This is a genomic window from Acinetobacter sp., assembly GCF_049284435.1.
Lineage (GTDB): Bacteria > Pseudomonadota > Gammaproteobacteria > Pseudomonadales > Moraxellaceae > Acinetobacter.
In genome coordinates this window covers 15,591-38,681 of the sequence record NZ_JBAPXX010000106.1, presented here as the reverse complement: position 1 = coordinate 38,681, position 23,091 = coordinate 15,591, and the positions used below count along the sequence as shown (strand labels likewise).

Below are 23,091 nucleotides of genomic sequence, written 5' to 3'. Positions count from 1 at the left end.
AGTTAATTTAGTGCCTTAACCGTCTGTAATAACTGTACTGTCTCATATAAAGGCAAGCCGACCACATTGGAATAACTGCCCTGTATTTTTGGAATATAACGTGCTGCAATTCCTTGAATCGCATAAGCCCCGGCTTTACCCAGTGGCTCACCTGTCGCCCAGTAACTTTCCATATCTGCGACGTTCAGGATTTGAAATTCGACCTGTGTGCGTACCACTATACTGTATTTTTCATGCTTTGTACGAACACAGACACCGCTATAGACATCATGCCACCGACCGGAGATTTTTGTCCACATTTCAATCGCATGTTGTTTGGATTCAGGTTTGCCCAAAATCTCCTGATCCACCCCCAGGCTGGTATCGGCAGCGATGATGATGGCATCTGGATAACGCTCAGCCACGGCATCTGCTTTGGCTCGTGCCAGACGTTCAACATAGGCTGCGACCGACTCGCCTGCTTGTACAGATTCGTCAATCTCGGGACTGTAAATATCGAAGCTCAGCCCGAGTTGTTGCAATAACTCGCGACGTCGCGGTGAGCTAGAAGCCAGAATTATATGCGCCATTTTTTTAGCACATAATAAATAGCAGGCCAAACCAGAATACTGGTAATCATCGGAATCCAGTGCCGTGCATAAGAAAATTGCACACCAGCCATAATCTGGGTAAAAAAGATCATCAGCAGATATGCAACAATCGCCAACCCCATAATTACCCAAAGATTATTAAAGGTCAGGATACGGCGCTCACGGGTCAGAAAGCGGGCTAAAAAGGCAATAATGATAAAGCTCAGCGCATTCAGACCCAAAGGTGCATCCAGCAGCAGATCAATAAAAATACCGGTTCCAAAGGCAAACCAGATCCCGCACCAGGTCGGCTGACACAACACCCAGAAGAGCATGATCATCAGCATAAAAAGCGGACGCCAACCCGAAAGATTATAGGAAAGTGGATAGACCATTAAAATGGAAGCCACAATCACCGAAATGACAATGGCCATTAAAGGATCACGATGCTTTCTGGATTTCATCTTAGCGATTGACATGCGGTTGCTCCATCGCTAATGAATCGGAAAATAACACCACCACATGATGTCCACCGGCGAGTTGAGCTGCAGGCGTCACATCAATCTGGGCAAATTCACCGGAATTATGCCGTTGTACTTTAGACACCTGCCCCACCAGATAACCTGCCGGGAAATGTTGTCCCAAGCCCGAACTATAAACTTTTTCACCGACCTTGATATTGGCACTGGTCGGTACATATTCCATTTTTAAACGTCCCAGATCACCCGTACCCGAGACAATGGCACGCATACCGGTATGTTCCAGGCGCACTGACAGTGAATGTTCTTTATCAGACAAAAGCATAACCCGGCTACTATGCGGATAGACATTAATAATCTGCCCCATGATACCCTTATCATCCAGTACCGTTTGCCCGACTTTCAGCTCATTATTCGAACCCCGGTTGATCACGATAATATGCCGTAATGGATCGGCATCGGTACCAATCACTTCGGCAATTTCAATACGCCCGTCAATGATCAACGGTGTGTCCAATAGACCGCGCAAACGGGTATTTTCAGCAGAAAGTTCAGAGATTTTTTGTAAGCGAACCTGTGCCTGTAACAGCTCGGCCTGCATCGCGGTATTTTCCCGACGCAACTGAGCTTCAGACTTGGTTTGTTGATTCAACCACTCTCGCGACAATACCGGATAGCTGGCCACCGCATAAATAGGATTATAAGCAGCGTACAGGACATCCCTTGCAGGTTGAACAACATGCGGCATGCGCCAATCAAAGAAAAGCACCACCAGGCATGTTACCAATGCAATGATAAAAGAGCGAAAAGATGGCGGTTGTCGAGAAAACAGATGTGCTTGCACCCGCCGAATCCTTTTCTTAGCCTACGAATAACATGTCATGATTTGGGTTGTCGAAAAATTCGAGTACCTTGCCGCCACCACGAGTCACGCATGATAGTGGATCTTCTGCAACCACGACTGGCAGACCAGTTTCTTTGGCAAGCAGCTTGTCCAGGTTACGTAGCAATGCACCACCACCGGTTAACACGATACCGCGTTCAGCAATGTCCGAAGAAAGCTCAGGAGGTGTGTGTTCTAAAGCAGATTTCACCGCAGACACGATGTTTTGCAATGGATCAGAAATTGCTTGGGTCACTTCGTCTGAATTGACCACAATCGCACGAGGCACACCTTCTGCGAGGTTACGGCCACGAACTTCAATTTCGAGTGGTTTAGCACCTTCATCAGGCAATGCCATACCTACTTCTTTTTTGATCACTTCAGCTGTAGTTTCACCGATCACACAGCCATGCGCCTTACGCACATAGTTAATGATCTGTTCATCAAAGACATCACCGCCGATACGTAAAGAATCTGCATAAACACAACCCTGCAGGGAAATGATTGCAATTTCAGTGGTACCACCACCAACATCGACAACCATTGAACCACACGCCTGCTCAACTGGCATACCTGCACCAATCGCTGCTGCCATTGGCTCTTCGATTAAACGTACATCACGTGCGCCCGCATTAAACACGGCTTCACGAATGGCACGACGTTCAACCAGGGTAGATTTACATGGCACGCAAACCACGACACGTGGTGCCGGAGTAAATAAACGGTTTTCATGTACTTTGCGAATGAACTGATTCAGCATGGTCTCAGTGACTTCAAAATCCGCAATCACACCGTCTTTCATCGGACGGATCGCTGAGATATTGGCTGGGGTACGACCTAGCATTTGTTTCGCTTCAAGACCTACAGCGGCAACAATTTTATGTGAACCACTATGACGGATGGCTACAACCGTCGGTTCATTTAATATAATGCCTCGTCCTGGCGCATAAATAAGTGTATTTGCTGTACCTAAATCAATGGCAAGATCGGGCGAAAACAAGCCTATTAGTCGTTTTAGAATCACGGGGACGTTCTCAGTTAAACTTTATATGGACGCAAGGTGGCAACTTTAACTAAATGTGATGATTTGGACAAGTCAATCGCTTATCATAACGCATGATAATTTGAATTTTTTTAATACTGATTAGGTAATATTATGTCTACATCGGATGCACAGCATTCTGCAGATTTAAGTGCAGAAACAGTTTCAGCCATTGCCCACCTTGCAAGGTTATCTCTCAATGATACGCAATCTGCTGAATATGCTCAAAGTTTAAATAAAATTTTAGGCATGATGGAAACCCTGAAAGGCATCAATACCGACGGTGTTGAACCCCTAAAAAGCCCTTTCGACCACCCTCAGCCGTTACGTGATGATGTGGTCACCGAAACCAATCATCGTGAGCAATACCAAGCAGTTGCACCAGCTATTCAGGATGGCTTGTACCTCGTACCGCGCGTGATTGAGTAATTACTACCCAGTTCATTCTTTTTATTAAATTAAACGTAAAGAATTATTTCTCATGACAGATTTACATCGCTTATCCATTCGTGAACTCAGTGAAGGTCTGGCAAATGCCCAGTTTTCATCTCGCGAATTGACTGAACATTATTTAAAGCGCATTGCAAAAATTGATGCTCAGGTAAAATCATATGTAACCGTTACGCCTGAATTGGCATTGGCAGAAGCCGATGCGGCTGACACACTGCGTAAGGCAGGTGGTGCAAATGTGTTAACAGGCGTACCAATCGCGCATAAAGACATTTTTTGTACCCAGGGCATCAAGACCACTGCCGGTTCTAAAATGCTGGACAATTTTATCTCTCCTTACGACGCGACCGTTGTCGCGAAAGGCAAAGCTGCGGGTCTGGTCACTTTGGGTAAAGTGAACATGGACGAATTCGCCATGGGTTCGACCTCTGAAAATTCCTATTATGGCGCAACGGCTAACCCCTGGAACCTGGGCCATGTACCTGGCGGTTCTTCAGGTGGTTCGGCAGCAGCCGTAGCGGCTGACCTGGCACCCTTTGCAACCGGTACCGATACTGGTGGCTCAATCCGTCAACCTGCGTCATTCTGTGGCCTTACAGGCTTAAAACCGACCTATGGCCGTGTATCGCGTTTCGGTATGATTGCCTATGCATCATCACTAGACCAGGGCGGCCCAATGGCACGTTCGGCTGAAGACTGTGCCTATCTGATGAATGTCATGGCCGGTCATGATGCCAAAGATTCCACTTCAATGGATCAAGCCGTCGATAATTATGTGGCGAACCTGAACGCTACACCAGTCAAAGGTTTACGCATCGGCATTCCCAAACAGTACTTTAATGTTGCTGGTTTGGCAGAAGACGTGAAAGCGCGTGTTGAAGAATCACTTAAAAAGTTAGAAGACATGGGTGCTACGCTGGTTGAGATCGACCTCGACATGACGGAAAGCTATGTTCCGACTTACTACCTGATCGCGCCTGCGGAAGCATCATCTAACCTGTCACGTTATGACGGCGTGCGTTATGGCTACCGCGCAGAAAACCCGGTGGACCTGATGGACCTGTACAAAAGTTCACGTTCAGAAGGTTTTGGTGCAGAAGTTCAGCGTCGTATCCTGATTGGTACCTATGCGTTATCCGCTGGATACTACGATGCTTATTATGTGAAAGCACAAAAAGTACGTCGCCTGATCCAACAAGATTTCCTCAAAGCATTTGAATCGGTTGATGTGATTGCTGCACCATCTGCGCCAACCACAGCCTATAAAATCGGTGCGGATCTGACACCAGTTGAAATGTACCTGGGTGATATTTATACGCTTGCAGTCAACCTGGCAGGTCTTCCTGCGATTAACGCGCCTGTCGGTTTTGACCAAAACAACTTACCAGTTGGCTTACAGCTGATTGGCAATTACTGGTCAGAATCTCAGTTGTTGTCTGTGGTACATCAGTATCAACAAGCAACAGATTGGCATACAAAACGCGCTGCAATTGCTGAGGAGAACGCATAATGGCTCAAGCTCAAAAATCGGCTAAACCGAAATCCAACCTGATTGATGGTTGGGAAGTGGTTATTGGTATCGAGATTCATACTCAGCTTGCCACCAATACCAAAATTTTCTCAGGTTCATCGACTGTTTTCGGTAATGATCCAAATACGCAAGCCAGCCTGGTTGATTTGGCGATGCCGGGCGTATTGCCAGTATTGAACAAGGAAGTGGTTGATCTTGCGATTCGCTTTGGTTTAGGGATTGATGCGTATATCGATCAGGCGTCTGTATTTGCACGTAAAAACTATTTCTATCCAGACTCTCCAAAAGGCTACCAGATTAGCCAGATGGACAACCCGATTGTGGGCTTGGGTCATATAGACATCCAGCTTGAAGATGGCACCGTTAAACGCATTGGCGTAACGCGTGCGCACCTTGAGGAAGATGCAGGTAAATCGATTCATGACCAGTTCGAAGGCATGTCAGGTATCGACTTGAACCGTGCCGGTACGCCGCTGCTTGAAATCGTTTCTGAACCGGATATGCGTTCGGTTGAAGAAGCGGTTGCTTACATCAAGGCAATTCACACCCTGGTACGCTGGTTAGGCATTTCTGACGGTAACATGGCGGAAGGTTCATTCCGTTGTGACTGTAACGTGTCTTTACGTCGTCCGGGTCAACCCTTCGGTACACGTTGTGAATTGAAAAACCTGAACTCATTCCGTTTCATTGAACAAGCGATCAATGTTGAAATTGAACGTCAAATGGAAATTCTGGAATGGGATGGCACCATCGATCAGGAAACACGTTTATTCGACCCTGTGAAAATGGAAACGCGCTCAATGCGTTCGAAAGAAGAAGCGAACGATTACCGCTACTTCCCTGACCCAGACTTGTTGCCTGTGGTAATTGCTGATGAGCAAATCGAAGCAATTAAAGCAACCATGCCTGAGCTTCCTGCTGCACGTCGTGCGCGTTTCGTGGCTGACTTTGGTGTGACTGAGTACGATGCTCACGTTCTTACATTGACTCGTGAAATGTCAGAGTTCTACGAAGAAGTAGTGAAAGCTGCTGGTGGCGCTGCGCAAGGTAAGATTGCTGCAAACTGGGTGATGGGTGAATTCTCAGGGGCTTTAAATAGAGCAGGCCTAGATTTGGCTGATTCTCCTGTATCTGCTGAGAAACTTGGCGGTATGATCGCGCGTATTGTGGACAACACCATTAGCGGTAAGATTGCAAAACAAGTGTTCGGCTTTATGTGGGACGAAGGCAAAACTGCGGACGAGATTATTGCGGAAAAAGGCTTGAAACAGGAAACTGATACAGGCGCGATTGAAGCGATTATTAAGGACGTGCTTGCTGCCAATGAGAAGATGGTTGAAGAGTATAAATCTGGTAAAGAGAAAGCTTTCAACGGTCTTGTTGGTCAAGTCATGAAAGCGTCTAAGGGTAAAGCTAACCCTGCGCAAGTAAATGAATTGATGAAGAAATTGATTGGTTGATTTATTGACTAATCATTTGTTTTCATGAGATAAAAACCTCGCTTAATGTGGGGTTTTTTCAAAATTATTATAGGAAAATTCAAGAATGATAGATTATTACTTTTTTGATAAACGTTATTTTTCTCCAATCAAATTCAATGGCGAATTATTTAAAGAAATAAAAACCAATAAATCAAATATCAAAATTTTTACAACTAATGATAATCTGAATCCTTTTGTCTTAGTATTTTTTGGAAATAATACAGAGGTATATACAGCTAATAGTATTCTAAAAATATTTTATTATTTAGAAAAAGATCAAGAAGCCTTTTTCAAACTAATAAATGAATTTAATTTACTTGAGGAATATACGACTAGTAAAAATGATAATTTTAATTTATTACAAGAATCATTTAAGATAATTTTATATAAAATTGAAGAACATCAAATTTTAACAATTGTTTCAGATTCATTTTTTAAATTCCATATAACAACAGAAATCACTGATATAGAAAATTTAGCTATTTCCGATTGGCTTCTAAGAAAATTCCAACATATAAAATACGATAAACTACAGCCTTTCTTAAGGTCCCCATTTCAAAAAGATATCAAAAAAAAGAATAGGAAATATTTAAATTCTCCCGAAGATGGTGATAAAGAAATAGATACTCATATATCTTCTATTAGAAATGAGAAAAAAATTTATGTATATGGTGAACAATTTCAATTTTTGAAAAATGATCAAGATGGTTTAGTATTATTAATCACTAGCAAAAACCATCATTTCTTAATTATAAATGACAAACTTTACAAAGATACTTGGCTAGGCAGGCTTTTACTTCTATTACCATTAGACGTATATATTGAGTATTTCAGCGAATTTAACATAGATAAAAAATATCATATACTTTTGGATGAAAGTAACAATCCAATTAATAAAAATTTCATACATCAACTATATAAACAGGTAAAAATCCCATTAGATATCAAATCTTATGATGGTAATATTGGCTATTCTCAAAGAGAAACTATTATTTCTGAACTTCTAGATTCATCTAATAAAAAAATGCTACCTAAGTGTCATTTCCATAGTTGGTACGTTCCTGATGGTTCTATTCTTAATAAAGATGATCATGATGAATATTCTATATTTGAATCAAGCATTCATCCTGATAGTTACCCTATTTATACGAATAGTAATGTACTACTAGAGACAACTTCTGACGATAAGAATTACTTTTTACTTAAAATAAATTCAAAGTACAATTCTGCACAATACATACTTATTATAGAACAGAAAAATAATAATGAATTTTATATGCTCTATCATCCAAGAATATTATATTTTTTAGCATCAGAAGGAATCATTCCTTTTAGCCTCAATGATATATTAAAAGTTATTGGAATTCCTACTACTCTAGATTCTTTAGGAACTATTATAACTACTTAAATATAGAATTTAATACCTGTTTAATTCCCTCTATTTTTAAAAAGAAACAAAAAAAGGGGGGAGTACCCTTCTTTATGCGCTACTTCTAGAATCCCTCTAAACCTCCCTTTAGAAAAGGGAGACTTTGTCATGTGATTAATTGGATACGCGGTGTTCCCTCTCCTTTTATAAAGGAGAGGGCTAGGGAGAGGATTTAAAACATGCTATAAAATCAAAAATATCAAAGAAAAACAAAAATGACACCTGAACTTTTACTCGCCATCATTCAAACTGCGATTGGCTTATTTGCACTGGTCATCATCATTTTGCTATTGATTCCAAAATGCCGTAAACGACTATCCGAAATGCAGCCTGAACCTCGCAGAAAGCAGCGAGGACTAGGATTAGTCAATGGAATCGAAGTTATTTTCTATCCCATTTACTGGCTAATTAAACTTATTGCAGGCATCTTTAAATAAAGCCTCATGACTTATCGCCTTATAATCCCAACTTATTCAACAAATCCGGTGTCAAAAAAGTCTGTGCCACACGATTCAAATCGATATAACGCAGCACACCTTTGAGCTGATTATTAATTTCAGGATTCTTTAAAATTTCATCGCCTGTAGCTCTACCTAATGCCTGAAAACTATCGCCCACCGCCGGCAAACCTTCAGCCTGAATCACCGCTTTAGTCTGTGCTGAACATTGCTCCACTAAAATGCGCTGCAACACCGTCGCCAGATTCTTGTCTAATACTTCCTTTTGAGTTGCGGTCACGTTACTCAAAGCCTTTAAGTCCGGATGATTGCCCAATGCCACAAAGGTCCATTGCAAGACGGTGGTTTTATCCGTGGCTGTAGTAGATTTCATTAAACAGTCACTGAGCTGGTTGACTGTCGGGCTGGCTATTGCCATCTGAGTTGTACCTAATAATGTTGCACTTATTAAAAATGTACGAAGCTTTGTGAAAGATCTATGCACCATCATAATTTCCTGTTCTTCGATGTACGGCCAATGATATGAAACCAGTTAGTTGTAGCATGGAACAGGGCTATAAACTGATAGAACTCTGTAAAACCTGACCCAGATTTACAACACTCAGATGATCATTCTGATCTCCATATTGCTATTCATCAGATCAGGATATTGATCAGTCAAACTTAGCGCTATGATTTAGACTAAAACAATAAAAATAAAAACTTATAATTATGAATACCAACATATTTCACAGCATCATACTGTGGGGACTTGTCCTTTTTTTCGTCTTGATCGTATTTTTATTCATCCATCCGACATCACGCAAGGAGATTCTCGGGTCACGTGATCTCCCCACTAAACCAAGCCGGCTTTCTTCTGCTCTCTCCCGTCGGATCGAGCAGATTTTTGCGCCTATCTTCTCGATCGTCAAAAGGATCATACGGATTTTGGATTAAGTCTTTTGATCCCGCGCTTATTTTAACTGCCTCAAAAGATTCTTGGCTCCGGCATGATTATAATTATTGGCTAAATTCTGCAAAATCCGCTTGGATTGGGCTTTAGCATTCGGGAAACGGCTGGCATAGACCGGAATACTGTTCAGACAGCGTGCAACCAACATCCCTGATTCAGTATAGACACGTGTTCCCTCTGTGCCCTGCAATTTGCCATAGTTATAGGCACGCTGGGCGTTGTTACAGGCATTATTCAGATTCTTGCCGCTATTAATATCACGTCGCGCTGCCACATAAATCTTCATCTGATTTTGTTGCGGTGTTTCTGCTACCGTAGCTCGAGCTGATGCTGCTAGCTGCTTTTTCTCTGCTTCTTTTTTCTCTAACTCTTTTCTTTCTAATTCCTTTCGCTCTAATTCTTTCTTATCCAGCTCTTTACGTGCTGATTCCTTCAGTTCATTCGTCGTCTTTACGGCAGGAGTCTTAGGAGGAGTCGTGGTTTTTATCGATGCAGGTTTGGTTTGCTCCAAAGCAACCCTGGCTTTAGTTGGACGATAAAAGTTTTTTGCTTGAGAAGGACTCATGGCCTGGGTGAGTAGTCGAACACTACGCGTCTGGCTAGTTTTATCAACTTGTCGTTCAGAAGTTGGCTCAATCGAGACAATCCAGCTTTCAGTCAGGTCATCCATACGACACTGATAGGCACCACTACCCTGTACAACACTCCGATTGGCACTCAGGCGTTTACGCTGGGCAACATCCGCCACTGCACTAAAAGTACTTTTATAAAGCAGGGAAAATTTACCGCCCTGTTCATGACAATATTGCGTCAGTATCGAACGCGGATACATGGCTTGAGTCGTGTTATTTTTCTGTGCTTGTCCCCAAACATAAACATAATTTTTTGCGCTACCATCACGTTGATTCAAAGCCCGTTTGGCAATCAGTTCTTCCGGACTGGCAAAAGGATGTAAAACCTCTGATTTCAACCGATTCACGCTATTACATCCAGCTAAACCTGCTGCCCCTATTATTAGAATTATTACTTTTAGCTTCACAGCAAACATCTCAACCCCAAAATCTCGTATAACATAGCGTAAATAGTACAAAACAACAAACACAAGATATTGATAAATATAATATTTAAACGGTAAAAAGGCACATATCAGCCTCAACTTTGCTGGTTGTGCCAAGCTTCATGTGATAAAAATTGACACAATTATCATTTTTAAATCAGTTCAAATAATAAACAATTCCATTCAGGACTCAAGAAAAAGATAGAAAAAACACATAAAAAACCGAAGAAGGCGGTGAGTCCTTCTTCGGCGGCTTATTCAGGGAACGTTACAGACCTTTATTATAATGGGTAATAAATTTACCTTTTATCCGCTATAACATTGCCTGAACAAGATCAGCATAAGAATAATTTCCTCAACGTACACTTGTTATTTTTATACGTCAAACCACCGGAAATTAAACGCCATCTTGGCTGGCCCTTAGGATTCTAGACAAGAAAAAAATATCTGAATACCCCAATATTGGGAGGTTGTGACACGATTTACCCAAGTCATCTGACCAACGGTCAGATCGATATTTTCTATTGGATTTTGTAGACTAACTCGCCATAAAAAAAAGCCAAACCTAAAACTGTTTGGCTGATAAAGCAGGATAATAATATGAGAAAAAATTAATCAATATGTGATTCAAATGCTTTCAAGCGTTTATAGATCGACATCAGTTCAATAATCGTCGGCCAAGACAGAATCAGATACTGGAAAGATTCCCGCACTTTGCCGAACACATTCAGGATTTGCATCATTAAACCAAGGGTAATTGTCCCCGCTGCAATACTTGGAAACAGAATAAATAATCCGTAAATATTGTCCAACTGCAAGTACCAGATCCGGACCATGTTGAAATAAGCATAGTGAAAATACAAACGGAAATAATTCCAGCGTACCCGGCTAAACAATTCTTGTAGTGTCAGCGGATGTGCGCGATCAGCATAATCTTCGCCATAGACTAGCTCTTTACGATAGGCGGCCTCAACTTTCTGGTTATTGAACTCCAGTCCGGGCAGCTTCATTCCCACGACCATCAAAATGACTGTACCCAATACCGCCCAGCCGATCGAGGCCCACATTAAAGCATGCGGTATTTCCCCTACAATTGGTAAAACCTTCACATGACTAGAGAGCTGATACAAGATCGGCAGGAATGCCATCAGCAACATCAGCGCTTCGATCAAGGAAACACTCAACTGTTCTGTGGTTTTGGCAAAGCGCATGGTATCTTCCTGGATACGTTGTGATGCACCTTCAATATGACGTAACTGCTCCCAATGTGCAGTGTAATAATCATTCATCGCAGTACGCCAGCGGAAGACATAATGACTGACAAAAAACATGTTAAATACCGCTAAAGTGACATAAACCATCGCAATATAAATAAAGGTTAATGCGCCTTGATACAGCAATGAAACATCTCCACCACCCTCAGTGAGCATTTGTTGAATCTGATCATAAAACGGGCTATACCATTCGTTTAATACGACATTGACCTGTACCCCGAACCAGATATTAAACAGAATAAATGCCGAGCCCCAAACCGACCAACGGTGCCATGGGTGTCTGGCTTTCCATTGCCAGAACAGCGCAAATATCGTAGTTGCAATGAAAAACCAAATATAGAACCAGATGAATTGAGCTGACCAGAAACGCCCGATACCGATTGTAAGCTTTTCATCAAAATAACCTTCAGGAAAACCCAGATAGACTCCCCATCCTGATCCGCCACTATGCCAAAGCACAAGATTAATGATAAACCACAAAATCAGGCTGCTAAAAAACCAGACGGGTTGTGGAAAAAATGACTTAAACATGCCGACCCAGTTCTCCTTATGTCTCTTGTTCATCCAAATGACGCATAGTTTATTCTTATTTTAGATTTTTACTGTTATAAAGCATTAATTTTCAATTTAGTGTAAAAAAGGATAGAAGGATATCGAGTCTCTAGAAACTTATTTTTATCATTCAGCAGAGCGATATCAAAAAACAGAAAAATCATAATGTTTTTGACCTTTCGTTATTTTAATAGACTTTTTTATGCCTGTTATCTGTCGGGTTTATGTAAAAGAACCTTATGCTTCTGAGCACTGCGAGAATAGGATGAAAATCAGGCATACCGCATGTCTTCTAGGTATCTTTTATCTAAATAGAGCACTTTCCCCTATTTGAATAAGTCATTGATCAAGTTCTCAGTTTTTGAAGAAACAGTTAAATTTTCAAAAATCATGCTATGATTTAATTATCGAAAAGTAATCTTATTTTGGAAAAAACTATGGAAAGTTCAGTAATTGAATTACTTAAACCGGTGACTCTACAAAAAGAAAACTGCGATCCTATTATTTTTGAAGCAGGTACTGTTTTGAAAGTGGTCATGCAGACTCCAACCAGTCTTCTGGTCAGTAATGATGATGACTTTAACTTTACCATTCCTTTAAAAGACGAAAATGAAGTGTGGCGAGAAATCTGAGTATTTTCCTCTCATGCAAATAGACGGGTTGTATCTGAGTTTGGTTTCTTAACTTACTTATATGATACGGCCCTTAGCTTATCTTCACTTTGATTGCTCTTTTATTATTTTTTCAAAAAATTATTTCTTTCCTCTTCTGTCATCATTTACTGCTTTTAAATTGGCTTATCCATTTGAGTAGAAAAATTTCTTTTAATTGAAACATCACTTAGTTTTTTGACCTATGTAAGATCACTGATGATCTGTTTTTCCGTCTTTTGTATCTGTTCTGTCATTACAATACCACATTTACATCTCTTCTCTGTGTTTAGCTCAACTTCATCTAACACCTACGCTTCGATTCAAAAAAAGAATATTCAAGTTATTTTCAGAGTTTAGCAATAGAACTGGAGTTCGTCTTTCTTCGATTTTTTATCCTCTGATAAAATTTATGAATAAGAATTAAAAAATTAATCTGAGATGCTAAATTAAGAGGCTGTTTAAATTGTATAGCTCTCCAATTGATCCTAAGAAAATTTGATAATACGAAATTCCCTCTAGTCAATTTCAAAAATTATTAATTTTCATAAACTTAATTTAAATCTTGTTATTAAATATGCCTAATTTATAAATATCTCAAAATCAAATCTTCCCCATATATTTAAAAAAAAATAAAATATAAATTAATAATAAATACTATTTCTTAAAAATCAGTTACAAAATACATATTCAAAAATAACTATTAAATAATAAATCTTATTATTTAAAATCTTGAAAAATAATCAATTCAAGAAAACCTTAAAATATAAAATACTCATAATTTATTTTTAAAATTTATTAAAAATACTGGATTTCTACCAAAATATTTCTAAATCTTACAAAGTAACTGTACTTGTTAAAAGTGTTTCGTTTCTGCACTTAATGCCAGTCTGTTAAATGAAATATGTTATAAATTTAATCAGATCAATGACCACTCAGGTAGTTTCAACTTTAAAATCAATTGCATTTCAGAGGCTTAGGTAATATTTATGTCGACTCTAAAAGAAGATCAAGACCTAGAAAATTCACTTGCTACATCTTCTTATATATTACCTCAAGTGATTTTAACTCAACTCAAACCTATTATTTATTCTCACAAACTTGTTTTATTTCTTGATATTGATGGAACCATTTCTGAATTCCACCCAGATCCAGCAAAAAGTATAATTAAGAGCGAGATCTTAAATACCTTAAAAGAGTTACAACAATATATTCAGCTAGTATTAGTAACCGGTCGCTCAATCGCACAAGCCCAAAAACTTATTTATCCATTTGACTGGAATATTGCCGGTTCTCACGGTCTGGAATTAAGCTATCAATCGCGTTTAAGCAAGTTAATTGATTTAAATCCTGAACAATTTGAATTATTAAAAAATTATATTACGGAACATAGTAATAATATTTCTCAGACTCGAATAGAAATTAAAGACTATTCAGTCGCCCTGCATTTTCGTGAACATCCCCATTTAGAGCATCAAGTGCATGCATTTGCCTTAGATTGTCTCGCTCATTTTCAGGATTTTGAACTTAAAGCTGGAAAGTTTGTATTTGAACTGGTGCCCAAAGGTGCAAATAAAGGTTCAGCCATCCAACAAATCATTCAGCAATATCACTTAAGTGATCATTATCCCATTTTTATCGGAGATGACCTGACCGACGAAGCCGGTTTTCAAGTCATCAACACATTCAAAGGCTGCTCTATCAAAGTCGGTACAGGCAACACCGTGGCACAACATCGCCTCGAAAACGTGACTCAAGTACAGGCTTTTCTAGCGGAATTTTTAGAAATATTGAAAGCACAACAACAATTATTATTGGAGAAATTACATGTCGAAACTCATAGTGTTATCAAATCGTGTAAATCTACCTAAGTCAGATAATACCCAGGCAGGTGGATTAGCGGTGGCATTGCAGGATGCTTTGCAGGATATAGGCGGTATCTGGGTTGGCTGGAATGGATCCCGAGTTGACCAGACGAAAGAGCAGAAGTTTCAAATCCTGAAGCATCAAAATGTTGAATATCACACGAGTCCATTGACTGAATCCCAATATCAAGGTTTTTATTGTGGTTTTGCCAACAATGCGTTGTGGCCGCTAATGCACGACCAGCATCAGCTTGTGGATTATCAGTCGCAGGATTTTAAAATCTATCAGGATGTCAATTTGCGTTTTGCCAAGCACCTGAAACAGGTAGCATCTCCACATGACATCATCTGGATCCATGATTATCATTTTTTAAGCGTGGCGCATTATTGCCGTAAACTGGGCATGCGTAACCGTATTGGCTTTTTCCTGCATATTCCCTTCCCTGAACTAAGGCTCTGGCAGACTTTACCCGCCCATCGCGATCTGGCACATCATTTGGCCAACTATGATGTACTTGGTTTGCAGACCTCTCGCGATCAGGAAAATTGTCTAAATTTCCTTGAACAGACCTTAAAAGTGCAGCATCGTCACAATGAAATCCTGAATTATCAATCTCGAAAGATTCATGTGAAATGCTATCCGATTGGTGTGCATCCTGTGCAACTGCAGAATCAGGCCTCAGATACTCATCTGGAAAAGCTTCCGTTTGATCTGGATACAGTGCAGCCTTATAAAACCATCATTTCAGTTGACCGGATTGATTATAGTAAAGGCTTATTGGAGAAAATTGGATCTTTGCAGAGCTTGCTGGAAGATCAGCCGGAGTTTAAAAATCAATTCCAGCAATTACAAATTGCCTGCCCATGCCGACTGGATGTAAAGACCTATAAGAACTTGTATACGCAATTTAAATCTGCCGTGCATGAACTTAATAGCCAGCATGGCACAGCAGACTGGTTACCCTTCGATTGCAGCTATGACACCTTGGGGCATGAAGCCTTAATGCAACTGTATCGCAAAGCTGATATCTGTTGGGTAAATTCGATCCGGGACGGCATGAATCTGGTCGCCAAGGAATATATTGCTGCACAAGATCCTTTAGATCCGGGTGTCTTGATTCTGTCTAAATATGCCGGTGCTGCTGAACAAATGAAAGAAGCCTTACTGGTCGATCCTTATGAGCATGACAGTATGGCCAAAGCCTTGAAGAAAGCGCTACGTATGTCTAAATCAGAACGTTTAGAGCGTTATCGTTATTTAAGCCAAGGCTTGAAAAATTTCGATATTATTCGCTGGCGTGATCAGTTTATCACTGACCTGAAAAACTCACAAAGCCTGCGGATCTATCGTCCGGTGGCTGCAGGAGCTTCAAACCAGTTCAGTGTGCATGCCTAAATTTTTAAGTAAAAAAACACCAGCATTAAGCTGGTGTTTCGTTTTGAAGAGGAGCCACAATCTCTTCGCTTTGTTGTACTTCGCTTGGGTCTGCAGTGAGATGATTCAAAATCACAATACTCAATAGACCAATCGCAATGACGCTAAATACTAGACTCAATCCGATGATTTCACTGCCGAAGCCGACCAATGCCGGTCCAATCAATGAACCTGTATAGGCAAATACTGATACATAAGACAATGCCACATGTGAAGCCAAAGTTTTTTGACGTCCTGCACGGGAAAACATTAGCGGTACAATATTGGCGCTACCTAAACCTAAAATCGCATAACCGACCAACACTACTTGCCAAACTGGTGCAAAGACTACGGTTAATAAACCGGTTGCAGCCAAAAGTGCACTTAACAGAATCGTATTTTTTTCACCAAACTGCTGAATAATCAAGTGTCCACTAAAACGTCCCAGTACCATCAAACCCGCAAAGAAACTATAAGCCAAACCGGTTTGCGCCGCAGGCAGGCTGAACTCAGTAGCAAGATAAATACCGCTCCAGTCCATGGCTGCACCTTCTGACAGAAAAGCCACAAAACAGATCAGACCAATGCCTAAAATCGCCCAGGTCGGTGCTGCTTTTTTCACTGGCTGTTCTGATGATGTTTCTTCTACCGCTGTTTTTGGCTCAGCACCCAAACTAAAAGGAACAGCCAATAAGGCAATAAGCAGCAAAATCACACTGACAATAACCGCACCAGTTAAAGGCGCCAAGCCAAATCCCATTAACATGGTCATGCCCAGTACGCCTGCCAGACCACCTAAACTACACACCCCATGAAAACCCGACATTAAACTTTTACCGAGTTTTTTCTCAATCTGTGCAGCCTGAATATTGACAGTCACGCCCAAAGCACCGGCACTGGCACCAAAGAAAAACAGGCTGATTGCCATCATTAAATGATTCGGGCTATAGGCCAAAGCAGGCAGAATGAACAAAAATGCACTGAGAATTACGGCTAAAACAGTACGGCAACCTAATGCATTAGCCAGTCGGCCTGCCAGCGGCATCGCCAGCATTGAACCGATCCCGGCACACAGCAATAACAGGCCAAAATCAGCATGATTTAATAACAGGCGCTGCTGTGCATATGGAATTAAAGGTGCCCAAGCCGCAGTACTAAAGCCCAAGCTAAAGAAGCACAACGCAGTCGCTATTTTCTGCCATAGATATGGTGATGGAGACTGAATTCGAGAAAGCAGTGTTTGATTGAACATTGTATTACCAAAAAAGAAGGCTCAGGCATCCATTACCGTTCATCCATAGAAAAACCCCACAGACTTATAGCTAGAATGTATAAGTTTGCGGGGCTGAATTTGCGTGAATTATAAACAGAATAAATTTAAATGGAATAGTTTTTAGACACGAATTTTAAGATTTTTTACAAGTATCTGATTGTATAAAATTTATAGTTTTATGCTTTTATTTGCAGAGGCTGATCGGTTTTTTCGCGGCCTGCTTAAGCTCAAGTTTTTGCAGAAAATGTGCAAAACCTGCGGCAATTTTGGAGCTGAGCCGACTGCTGGTGGTGACTCTCAGCTGATTCGACCAGACAATCTTCGCGCCGGCTTTTTCTAAACGATGAATGAAATCGACATCTTCATGACAGTCCAGTTGCTGAAACCCATTGACCTGTATATAAGCCGAAGCTTTAAAACACAGGTTTGCGCCATGAATATGCCGATGTCCCATGCTATCCTGATAATGTCGGAGATAAGCCTGACGGGTTTTCCGGCTTAAATGATCCCAGTGATCCAACTCGACCACACCACAAATCGCATCGGCGGGTTGATGCTGTAACATCACCTGAAACCAGTCGCATTGTACGAATGAATCAGCATCGGTACAGCAAATCCAGTCACAGCCTTGCTCGATCATTTGCTGAATCCCCAAATGACGTGCCTTACCGACATTTCGGAAGTCGCAGCTCATAGCCGGAATGCCCATTTGCTGAACTTTAAGTGCGGTGCTATCGGTACAGTTGTCCAAGACCACGAGAATATGAATTTCAGGAAGATTTTCTATTGTTTTAAAGTATTGAAAAAAATAAGTTTGTGCTGATTTTAAGGCCAACAGGCAGCGTTCAATATAGGCTTCTTCATTACAGGCTGGAATCACCACACCGATTTTTTTCATCTTAAGCCCTCCTGCTCTGCCACGGATTGTGCTGAATTCAGCCAGAGGTCTACTAAAAAATCGGAGTCCTGCAAACTTAAACGATGTGCATAGTTTAAATGCGCTTTGAAATACTGATGGACATCTTCACCATTCAAGCTAAATCCCGAGATCGGCGCGCGCCAATGACAACTCAAGATACATCCGCCCGGTTCGAGTGCAGTATGCAACCATGCTAATACCTGTTGCAGTGCAATCGGGTTCAGATAATATAAAATCTCACTGACGACAATGAGCTGAAATTTTTGTTTGGGCAACTCATCTGGCACGACACACTGTAGCACCTGCACATGTGAATAATCTTGTAAACGCTGCTGCGCCAACTGGATCGCAGTATCATTGGCATCCAGACATATTAGGGTATTTGTCCGCTGTGCCAGTTCCTGACTAAAGATGCCATTACTGCAACCAATTTCAATCGCGGAGTCAAACTGCAAGCGCGGCAAGACCGCCAGACAAATCTGCCGTTTGCGCTGTTCATACCAACGCTGTTCATATTGCCAGGGATCTCCCTGATTCAGTGCATACAAGGCATCGAAATATTCCTGATCATAGGCTGCTTTACTGTTCATACAGATACACTTCCCAGGGCTGTAAAAGACGTTGCAATGCCTGCTCTGGCAGAATAGCTGCTTGTTCTATGGTAGGGTCAAGCTCGATCTGGCTCTTAAAACACCGCGCAGCTCGAGACTTATATTGCAGTTCTTCATCAGTTAATCTGAGTTGATGAGCAACGCTCCAGGGAATTCTGGTATCTCCCGGGGTTGCCCAATGCCATGCCCAAATCAAGACCTGAATACAGGGCAAATGAAGTTCAGTCGCCAGCTGCTGTGTGACCTGCCCTGTAATTTCATGATCTGGATGCCCATCATGAACAAATGTGGTAATTAACACGTCATTCGGCTGCAGATAAGATTGCAGATGCTGCTGCAACACATTCCGCTGTTCTGCAACTTTACCATCCTGAATATCTAAAGCGATCCGTAAGATATTCTGTTTCAAAGGCAATTCTTCCAAAGCTGTTCGTGTTTCAGCAGGACGAATCTGGTTCAACTCTTCTGGACTATACAGGCTAGAGCCTGGATGACTGGCCGTACCATTGGTAACGGCAAAAAGTACGATCTGATAGCCAAGTTTATCCAGACGCTGAATCAGACCTCCACATCCCAAAATTTCATCATCAGGATGAGGGGCAATAATGCAGATCCTGGCATCCGGTGGAATAACCTGAGGAATATCGAATTCCGGCATCTGTTGCAAAATCTCACAGGAACGCCATTCTTCGAGTCGTGTACCTTCACCATGGATGACACGATCACCCACAATCTCATGTCTTATAATGTCCATAGTTCTTCCTCCTGTGCGCTTAACTCACCAATTCGCTCCAAATCAAATGCGGCATGACTTTGACGAATAAATACCGGAAGATCTGCTGCAAGCCGGGCGAAATGCGGATGCTCACAATACGGCGCAGCACCAAGGGCCTTACCCACATGCGTGAGCACGTTTAAAGCCGTTGCTTCAACCTGAGCACGCAGGCTACGAATGTTTAATTCATGTGAGTGTTGCGGCTGCTGATCAATTAATTCAGCAACTTGATAAAATAAGGCTTGTGTTGCTAAAAGCTCCCGACTGATTTCACCCAGATACATGGCTTTATAGGCATGAGGTTTGAGCAAGAACGTCTGCCTTAAATATTCAGCCAGACGGACAGTTGCGCCATACCAGCACGCTGCCACACCTGCGGCGCCGTGCCAGAATCCGGGCCGATCCAGATAAGCATTCGGAGCAGCGACTTTTTCCACCTCAACCTGATCCAGTTCCAGCCGGGCAGTTAAAGTATGCTGCATGCCCACCGCCTGCCAGGCATCCTGATGATGCTGAATTCCTTCTTGCTGCAGGTCCAAAATCAGTAACTGGGATTGTTGCTGCTCATCACGGTAAGTCAGCAGGCCGTGTTGCACCCAGACCGATGCAGAACACCAGGGCTTTATCCCGCTTAACTTTCCTGCTTGCAATGTTAAAGGTTTTGGTCCACCTTCTGCCGCCCATACTGCCCATAAGCCTTTTTGTGCTACCGGAATATTCAGTTCATGCAAAATAGCCAAGGCGTCCAGATGGGATTCAAACAGTTTTCCCAAGCTCAGATTACTGGCTGAGACCTGACTAAGTATCTGCCAGCGTTTTAAGATCGCTCCGAAAGTGGGATCAGGCACCTGGTCGGAAATCGCCACCAGTTCCATTAAAGTGTGCTGAATTTTTTCTTGTAGCTCCAGAGGAGAATTTTCAAATCTTTGTAATATTGAACCGAGGTTCATGCATGCGGTTCCTCATAAAATACGGATAATGTTGTTATTTTTTAAAGTCAGTTAATGAGAAAGCTTGCGCATTTGTTTTAAACGTGTGGTCAGCCCTAATACCTTACGCCGTGCATTAATCTCTTCTTCATTGAAACAAAGTTGCTGCATCAGTTCAGTTAAAGGCAAATGATTATGTTCAATGAGATAGATATCCTGCTCTCTGCTCCATTTGGCTTGCTGTGCCTGTGCCAACAACTTTTTGACATCCGGTCTCACCATATCTTCATCCATTTTAAAACCATGAGGATAGAAGCCAGAGCCTCTATCCTCTAACATAAATTGGATCGTTTAGGCAGGAATCGCTTCCGCAGTCGCTTCACGCGCCCAGACACGATGGTTCAGGATCAAAGTCTTGAAGCTATCTTGTACTGCTTCAAACTGTCCGTTTTCCAGAGTTCCTTCATCGCTAACCAAGCGCAGATCTTCAAGCAGCTTGCCTTTATCGCCCAAGAACACAATCGGTTTTAAATGCTTGTAGGCTTCCAGCAGATAATGAGTTGCTACACCGTCTTTCATCACGACATCGTAATTGTCACCGTCAGCAATCACCACGGCATCATAGGCGATGGATGGCTCTGCTTTTTGCATACCATCGGAAGGAATCACCTCGCCTTGCTGACCCAGTACCGGACCCGGTTTTGGGGTCAATACATCGACCACAGCCCCTTCCGATTCTGCCCAGGCTTGAACGGCTTTGATACTGGCCTCATTGGCTTTATCGTGTATCAGTAGGGCAATTTTTCGTGCCTTAATATCTTCGGGTTTGAATGCCTCGAAAGATAAACGTGGTGAAATCTGCACATCCGGCAATTTCACAGCTTTTTTCTCTGCCGGAATTTCAATACCCAACTGGTCAGCAACTTGCTGGGCCAGATCCAAATCAATATTACAGAGCACTTCCAGAACTTCACGCTCACGAATATATTTACGTTCCACCTTGCTCAGCTCAAAGACATAGGCATCGACAATATGCTTTTGCTCATGGGGTGCCTGGCTGCGATAGAAAAGACGAGCCTGACTAAAGTGGTCACTGAAAGATTCACTGCGCTGACGGATCTTGTGTCCATCAATACGCTCCTGATAGCTTTCAAAACCACCCCCTTGTGCGGCTGGCGGAGTTTCAGTCGGCCAGTTGTTATCAATCGAGTTCGGCTCATAACTGGCCTGACCAGTATGTACAATACGCTGATGTAGACCGTCACGCTGATTATTGTGGAATGGACAAACCGGTTTGTTGATTGGAATCTGGTGGAAGTTTGGACCACCTAAACGGCTAAGCTGGGTATCGGTATAGGAGAACAGTCTTGCCTGTAATAACGGGTCATTGGTAAAATCTAGTCCCGGAACAATATGTCCCGGACAGAAAGCCACCTGCTCGGTTTCACCGAAGAAATAATCGACATTACGGTTCAGTACCATTCTGCCAATCGGCGTCACCGGCACCAGTTCTTCCGGAATAATCTTGGTTGGATCCAGCAAGTCAAAGTCATACTTCATCTCATCTTCTTCTGGAACGACCTGTACACCCAGCTCCCATTCCGGATAGTTACCGGAGGCAATCGCTTCATATAAGTCACGGCGATGGAAATCCGGATCTTTACCTGCCAGTTTTTGTGCTTCATCCCAGACCAGTTGGGCCAGACCCTGTTTTGGGGTCCAGTGGAATTTAACAAAAACCGCTTTATTCTCGGCATTGATAAAACGGAAAGTATGTACGCCAAAGCCTTGAATGGCTCTTAAATTACGTGGAATGCCTCGATCCGACATGGCCCACATGACCGCATGTGCAGATTCAGGCACTAAGGAAACAAAATCCCAGAAAGTATCATGTGCAGATGCACCGGTAGGAATCTCGGTCTGTGGTTCAGGCTTGACCGCATGTACGAAATCCGGGAACTTGATCCCATCCTGAATAAAGAATACCGGCGCATCATTCGCCACCAAATCGAAGTTACCTTCTTCAGTATAAAACTTGGTCGCAAAACCACGAATATCACGTACTGTATCCGCTGAACCACGCGGGCCCTGTACGGTAGAAAAGCGCACAAACACTGGGGTTTGCACACTGGTATTGGTCAGGAAGCCCGCTTTGGTCAGTTTTTCATTCCCCGGATAAGCCTCAAAATAGCCATGTGCACCGACACCACGGGCATGCACAATACGTTCAGGAATTCGCTCATGGTCAAAATGAGTAATTTTTTCCCGAAGAATAAAATCTTCGATCAAGGTCGCACCGCGAACGCCTGCCTTGAGACTGTTCTGGTTATCGGAAATTTTAACCCCTTGATTGGTGGTGAGTGCCTGCTCGGTCGCATCACTGCGATATGCGTCGAGCTGCTCACTTTTTTTATTGGTATTTTGTTTGTCTAAACCGTCTTTACCAGTCGCGGGGCTATTGGCCTTAATTTTCATGATGTATTCCTTGCTGAGCTTGA

General features: G+C 42.1%; 22 protein-coding genes. 8 read left to right on the top strand and 14 right to left on the bottom strand.

Annotation, left to right across the window (positions count from 1 at the left end; genetic code table 11):
- Positions 1–2: 2 nt before the first annotated feature.
- Genes WAK81_RS09395 through WAK81_RS09380 form a run of 4 tightly spaced genes read right to left on the bottom strand, consistent with a single transcriptional unit; the run spans position 3 to position 2,955 of the window.
- A complete protein-coding gene (locus WAK81_RS09395; protein ID WP_422196606.1) occupies positions 3–569 on the bottom strand; it encodes a Maf-like protein in 567 nt (188 codons plus the stop codon).
- Positions 557–1,048: a rod shape-determining protein MreD gene (gene mreD / locus WAK81_RS09390; protein WP_422196605.1), complete on the bottom strand. Its 492-nt coding sequence runs from the start codon at positions 1,046–1,048 to the stop codon at positions 557–559. The genes WAK81_RS09395 and mreD overlap by 13 nt, the downstream gene beginning before the upstream one ends.
- A complete protein-coding gene (mreC, locus tag WAK81_RS09385) occupies positions 1,035–1,892 on the bottom strand; it encodes a rod shape-determining protein MreC (protein ID WP_004279362.1) in 858 nt (285 codons plus the stop codon). Before mreC ends, mreD begins: the two co-directional genes overlap by 14 nt.
- Positions 1,893–1,908: 16 nt before the next feature.
- Complete coding sequence (locus tag WAK81_RS09380) at positions 1,909–2,955, bottom strand: rod shape-determining protein (protein ID WP_004279360.1); 1,047 nt, start codon at positions 2,953–2,955, stop codon at positions 1,909–1,911.
- Positions 2,956–3,087: 132 nt separating this feature from the next.
- On the opposite strand from WAK81_RS09380, the gene gatC reads away from it, so the two are divergent.
- From gatC to WAK81_RS09355, 5 genes are all read left to right on the top strand, one after another.
- A complete protein-coding gene (gene gatC, locus WAK81_RS09375) occupies positions 3,088–3,402 on the top strand; it encodes an Asp-tRNA(Asn)/Glu-tRNA(Gln) amidotransferase subunit GatC (RefSeq protein ID WP_422196604.1) in 315 nt (104 codons plus the stop codon).
- A gap of 52 nt (positions 3,403–3,454) precedes the next feature.
- On the top strand, positions 3,455–4,933 hold the full coding sequence (gene gatA / locus WAK81_RS09370) for an Asp-tRNA(Asn)/Glu-tRNA(Gln) amidotransferase subunit GatA (RefSeq protein WP_422196603.1): 1,479 nt from the start codon (positions 3,455–3,457) through the stop codon (positions 4,931–4,933).
- Positions 4,933–6,414: an Asp-tRNA(Asn)/Glu-tRNA(Gln) amidotransferase subunit GatB gene (gene gatB / locus WAK81_RS09365; protein WP_422196602.1), complete on the top strand. Its 1,482-nt coding sequence runs from the start codon at positions 4,933–4,935 to the stop codon at positions 6,412–6,414. The genes gatA and gatB overlap by 1 nt, the downstream gene beginning before the upstream one ends.
- 85 nt (positions 6,415–6,499) lie before the next feature.
- Positions 6,500–7,843, top strand: a complete 1,344-nt coding sequence (locus WAK81_RS09360) for a hypothetical protein (RefSeq protein WP_422196601.1) — start codon at positions 6,500–6,502, stop codon at positions 7,841–7,843.
- A gap of 236 nt (positions 7,844–8,079) precedes the next feature.
- The gene (locus WAK81_RS09355; protein WP_422196600.1) at positions 8,080–8,301 is read left to right on the top strand and encodes a hypothetical protein; all 222 of its coding nucleotides are present in this window, start codon (positions 8,080–8,082) and stop codon (positions 8,299–8,301) included.
- A gap of 19 nt (positions 8,302–8,320) precedes the next feature.
- Here WAK81_RS09355 and WAK81_RS09350 read toward each other — a convergent pair whose 3' ends face one another.
- The 3 genes from WAK81_RS09350 to sbmA form a co-directional block, all read right to left on the bottom strand.
- Positions 8,321–8,809 (bottom strand): hypothetical protein, encoded by a 489-nt coding sequence (locus WAK81_RS09350; protein ID WP_422196599.1) that lies wholly within the window; start codon positions 8,807–8,809, stop codon positions 8,321–8,323.
- Positions 8,810–9,275: 466 nt separating this feature from the next.
- Positions 9,276–10,322 carry a hypothetical protein gene (locus WAK81_RS09345; RefSeq protein WP_422196598.1) on the bottom strand — a complete coding sequence of 349 codons (1,047 nt, stop codon included), beginning with the start codon at positions 10,320–10,322 and terminating at the stop codon, positions 9,276–9,278.
- Between the two features lie 620 nt (positions 10,323–10,942).
- Complete coding sequence (gene sbmA / locus WAK81_RS09340) at positions 10,943–12,136, bottom strand: peptide antibiotic transporter SbmA (protein ID WP_422196597.1); 1,194 nt, start codon at positions 12,134–12,136, stop codon at positions 10,943–10,945.
- 458 nt (positions 12,137–12,594) lie between these two features.
- On the opposite strand from sbmA, the gene WAK81_RS09335 reads away from it, so the two are divergent.
- The 3 genes from WAK81_RS09335 (at position 12,595) to WAK81_RS09325 (ending at position 16,068) form a co-directional block, all read left to right on the top strand.
- Positions 12,595–12,789 carry a hypothetical protein gene (locus WAK81_RS09335; protein WP_004730396.1) on the top strand — a complete coding sequence of 65 codons (195 nt, stop codon included), beginning with the start codon at positions 12,595–12,597 and terminating at the stop codon, positions 12,787–12,789.
- A 1,007-nt stretch (positions 12,790–13,796) separates the two neighbouring features.
- Entirely contained in the window at positions 13,797–14,678 is an 882-nt protein-coding gene (otsB, locus tag WAK81_RS09330) for a trehalose-phosphatase (RefSeq protein ID WP_422196596.1), read from the top strand.
- Positions 14,635–16,068 (top strand): alpha,alpha-trehalose-phosphate synthase (UDP-forming), encoded by a 1,434-nt coding sequence (locus WAK81_RS09325; protein WP_422196595.1) that lies wholly within the window; start codon positions 14,635–14,637, stop codon positions 16,066–16,068. Before otsB ends, WAK81_RS09325 begins: the two co-directional genes overlap by 44 nt.
- Before the next feature lie 25 nt (positions 16,069–16,093).
- On the opposite strand, the gene WAK81_RS09320 is transcribed toward WAK81_RS09325, so the two are convergent.
- The 7 genes from WAK81_RS09320 to katE all read right to left on the bottom strand — a co-directional run bounded on the left by WAK81_RS09320 (position 16,094) and on the right by katE (position 23,068).
- On the bottom strand, positions 16,094–17,338 hold the full coding sequence (locus WAK81_RS09320; RefSeq protein WP_422196594.1) for an MFS transporter: 1,245 nt from the start codon (positions 17,336–17,338) through the stop codon (positions 16,094–16,096).
- A 205-nt stretch (positions 17,339–17,543) separates the two neighbouring features.
- Positions 17,544–18,257, bottom strand: a complete 714-nt coding sequence (locus WAK81_RS09315) for a glycosyltransferase (protein ID WP_422196593.1) — start codon at positions 18,255–18,257, stop codon at positions 17,544–17,546.
- Entirely contained in the window at positions 18,254–18,868 is a 615-nt protein-coding gene (locus tag WAK81_RS09310; protein ID WP_422196592.1) for a class I SAM-dependent DNA methyltransferase, read from the bottom strand. Before WAK81_RS09310 ends, WAK81_RS09315 begins: the two co-directional genes overlap by 4 nt.
- Positions 18,858–19,643 carry a PIG-L deacetylase family protein gene (locus WAK81_RS09305; protein ID WP_422196591.1) on the bottom strand — a complete coding sequence of 262 codons (786 nt, stop codon included), beginning with the start codon at positions 19,641–19,643 and terminating at the stop codon, positions 18,858–18,860. The genes WAK81_RS09310 and WAK81_RS09305 overlap by 11 nt, the downstream gene beginning before the upstream one ends.
- Positions 19,631–20,614 (bottom strand): acyl-CoA dehydrogenase, encoded by a 984-nt coding sequence (locus WAK81_RS09300; RefSeq protein ID WP_422196590.1) that lies wholly within the window; start codon positions 20,612–20,614, stop codon positions 19,631–19,633. Before WAK81_RS09300 ends, WAK81_RS09305 begins: the two co-directional genes overlap by 13 nt.
- A 51-nt stretch (positions 20,615–20,665) precedes the next feature.
- The gene (locus tag WAK81_RS09295; RefSeq protein ID WP_422196612.1) at positions 20,666–20,875 is read right to left on the bottom strand and encodes a hypothetical protein; all 210 of its coding nucleotides are present in this window, start codon (positions 20,873–20,875) and stop codon (positions 20,666–20,668) included.
- Positions 20,876–20,944: 69 nt separating this feature from the next.
- Positions 20,945–23,068: a catalase HPII gene (gene katE / locus WAK81_RS09290; RefSeq protein WP_422196589.1), complete on the bottom strand. Its 2,124-nt coding sequence runs from the start codon at positions 23,066–23,068 to the stop codon at positions 20,945–20,947.
- Positions 23,069–23,091: the final 23 nt, after the last annotated feature.

Excerpts from the sequence above, each read along its gene's own strand:
- WAK81_RS09395 (WP_422196606.1), bottom strand. The coding sequence starts at position 569 with ATGGCGCATATAATTCTGGCTTCTAGCTCACCGCGACGTCGCGAGTTA.
- mreD (WP_422196605.1), bottom strand. The coding sequence starts at position 1,048 with ATGTCAATCGCTAAGATGAAATCCAGAAAGCATCGTGATCCTTTAATG.
- gatC (WP_422196604.1), top strand. The coding sequence starts at position 3,088 with ATGTCTACATCGGATGCACAGCATTCTGCAGATTTAAGTGCAGAAACA.
- gatA (WP_422196603.1), top strand. The coding sequence starts at position 3,455 with ATGACAGATTTACATCGCTTATCCATTCGTGAACTCAGTGAAGGTCTG.
- gatB (WP_422196602.1), top strand. The coding sequence starts at position 4,933 with ATGGCTCAAGCTCAAAAATCGGCTAAACCGAAATCCAACCTGATTGAT.
- WAK81_RS09360 (WP_422196601.1), top strand. The coding sequence starts at position 6,500 with ATGATAGATTATTACTTTTTTGATAAACGTTATTTTTCTCCAATCAAA.
- WAK81_RS09355 (WP_422196600.1), top strand. The coding sequence starts at position 8,080 with ATGACACCTGAACTTTTACTCGCCATCATTCAAACTGCGATTGGCTTA.
- WAK81_RS09350 (WP_422196599.1), bottom strand. The coding sequence starts at position 8,809 with ATGGTGCATAGATCTTTCACAAAGCTTCGTACATTTTTAATAAGTGCA.
- WAK81_RS09345 (WP_422196598.1), bottom strand. The coding sequence starts at position 10,322 with ATGTTTGCTGTGAAGCTAAAAGTAATAATTCTAATAATAGGGGCAGCA.
- sbmA (WP_422196597.1), bottom strand. The coding sequence starts at position 12,136 with ATGTTTAAGTCATTTTTTCCACAACCCGTCTGGTTTTTTAGCAGCCTG.
- WAK81_RS09335 (WP_004730396.1), top strand. The coding sequence starts at position 12,595 with ATGGAAAGTTCAGTAATTGAATTACTTAAACCGGTGACTCTACAAAAA.
- otsB (WP_422196596.1), top strand. The coding sequence starts at position 13,797 with ATGTCGACTCTAAAAGAAGATCAAGACCTAGAAAATTCACTTGCTACA.
- WAK81_RS09325 (WP_422196595.1), top strand. The coding sequence starts at position 14,635 with ATGTCGAAACTCATAGTGTTATCAAATCGTGTAAATCTACCTAAGTCA.
- WAK81_RS09320 (WP_422196594.1), bottom strand. The coding sequence starts at position 17,338 with ATGTTCAATCAAACACTGCTTTCTCGAATTCAGTCTCCATCACCATAT.
- WAK81_RS09315 (WP_422196593.1), bottom strand. The coding sequence starts at position 18,257 with ATGAAAAAAATCGGTGTGGTGATTCCAGCCTGTAATGAAGAAGCCTAT.
- WAK81_RS09310 (WP_422196592.1), bottom strand. The coding sequence starts at position 18,868 with ATGAACAGTAAAGCAGCCTATGATCAGGAATATTTCGATGCCTTGTAT.
- WAK81_RS09305 (WP_422196591.1), bottom strand. The coding sequence starts at position 19,643 with ATGGACATTATAAGACATGAGATTGTGGGTGATCGTGTCATCCATGGT.
- WAK81_RS09300 (WP_422196590.1), bottom strand. The coding sequence starts at position 20,614 with ATGAACCTCGGTTCAATATTACAAAGATTTGAAAATTCTCCTCTGGAG.
- WAK81_RS09295 (WP_422196612.1), bottom strand. The coding sequence starts at position 20,875 with ATGGTGAGACCGGATGTCAAAAAGTTGTTGGCACAGGCACAGCAAGCC.
- katE (WP_422196589.1), bottom strand. The coding sequence starts at position 23,068 with ATGAAAATTAAGGCCAATAGCCCCGCGACTGGTAAAGACGGTTTAGAC.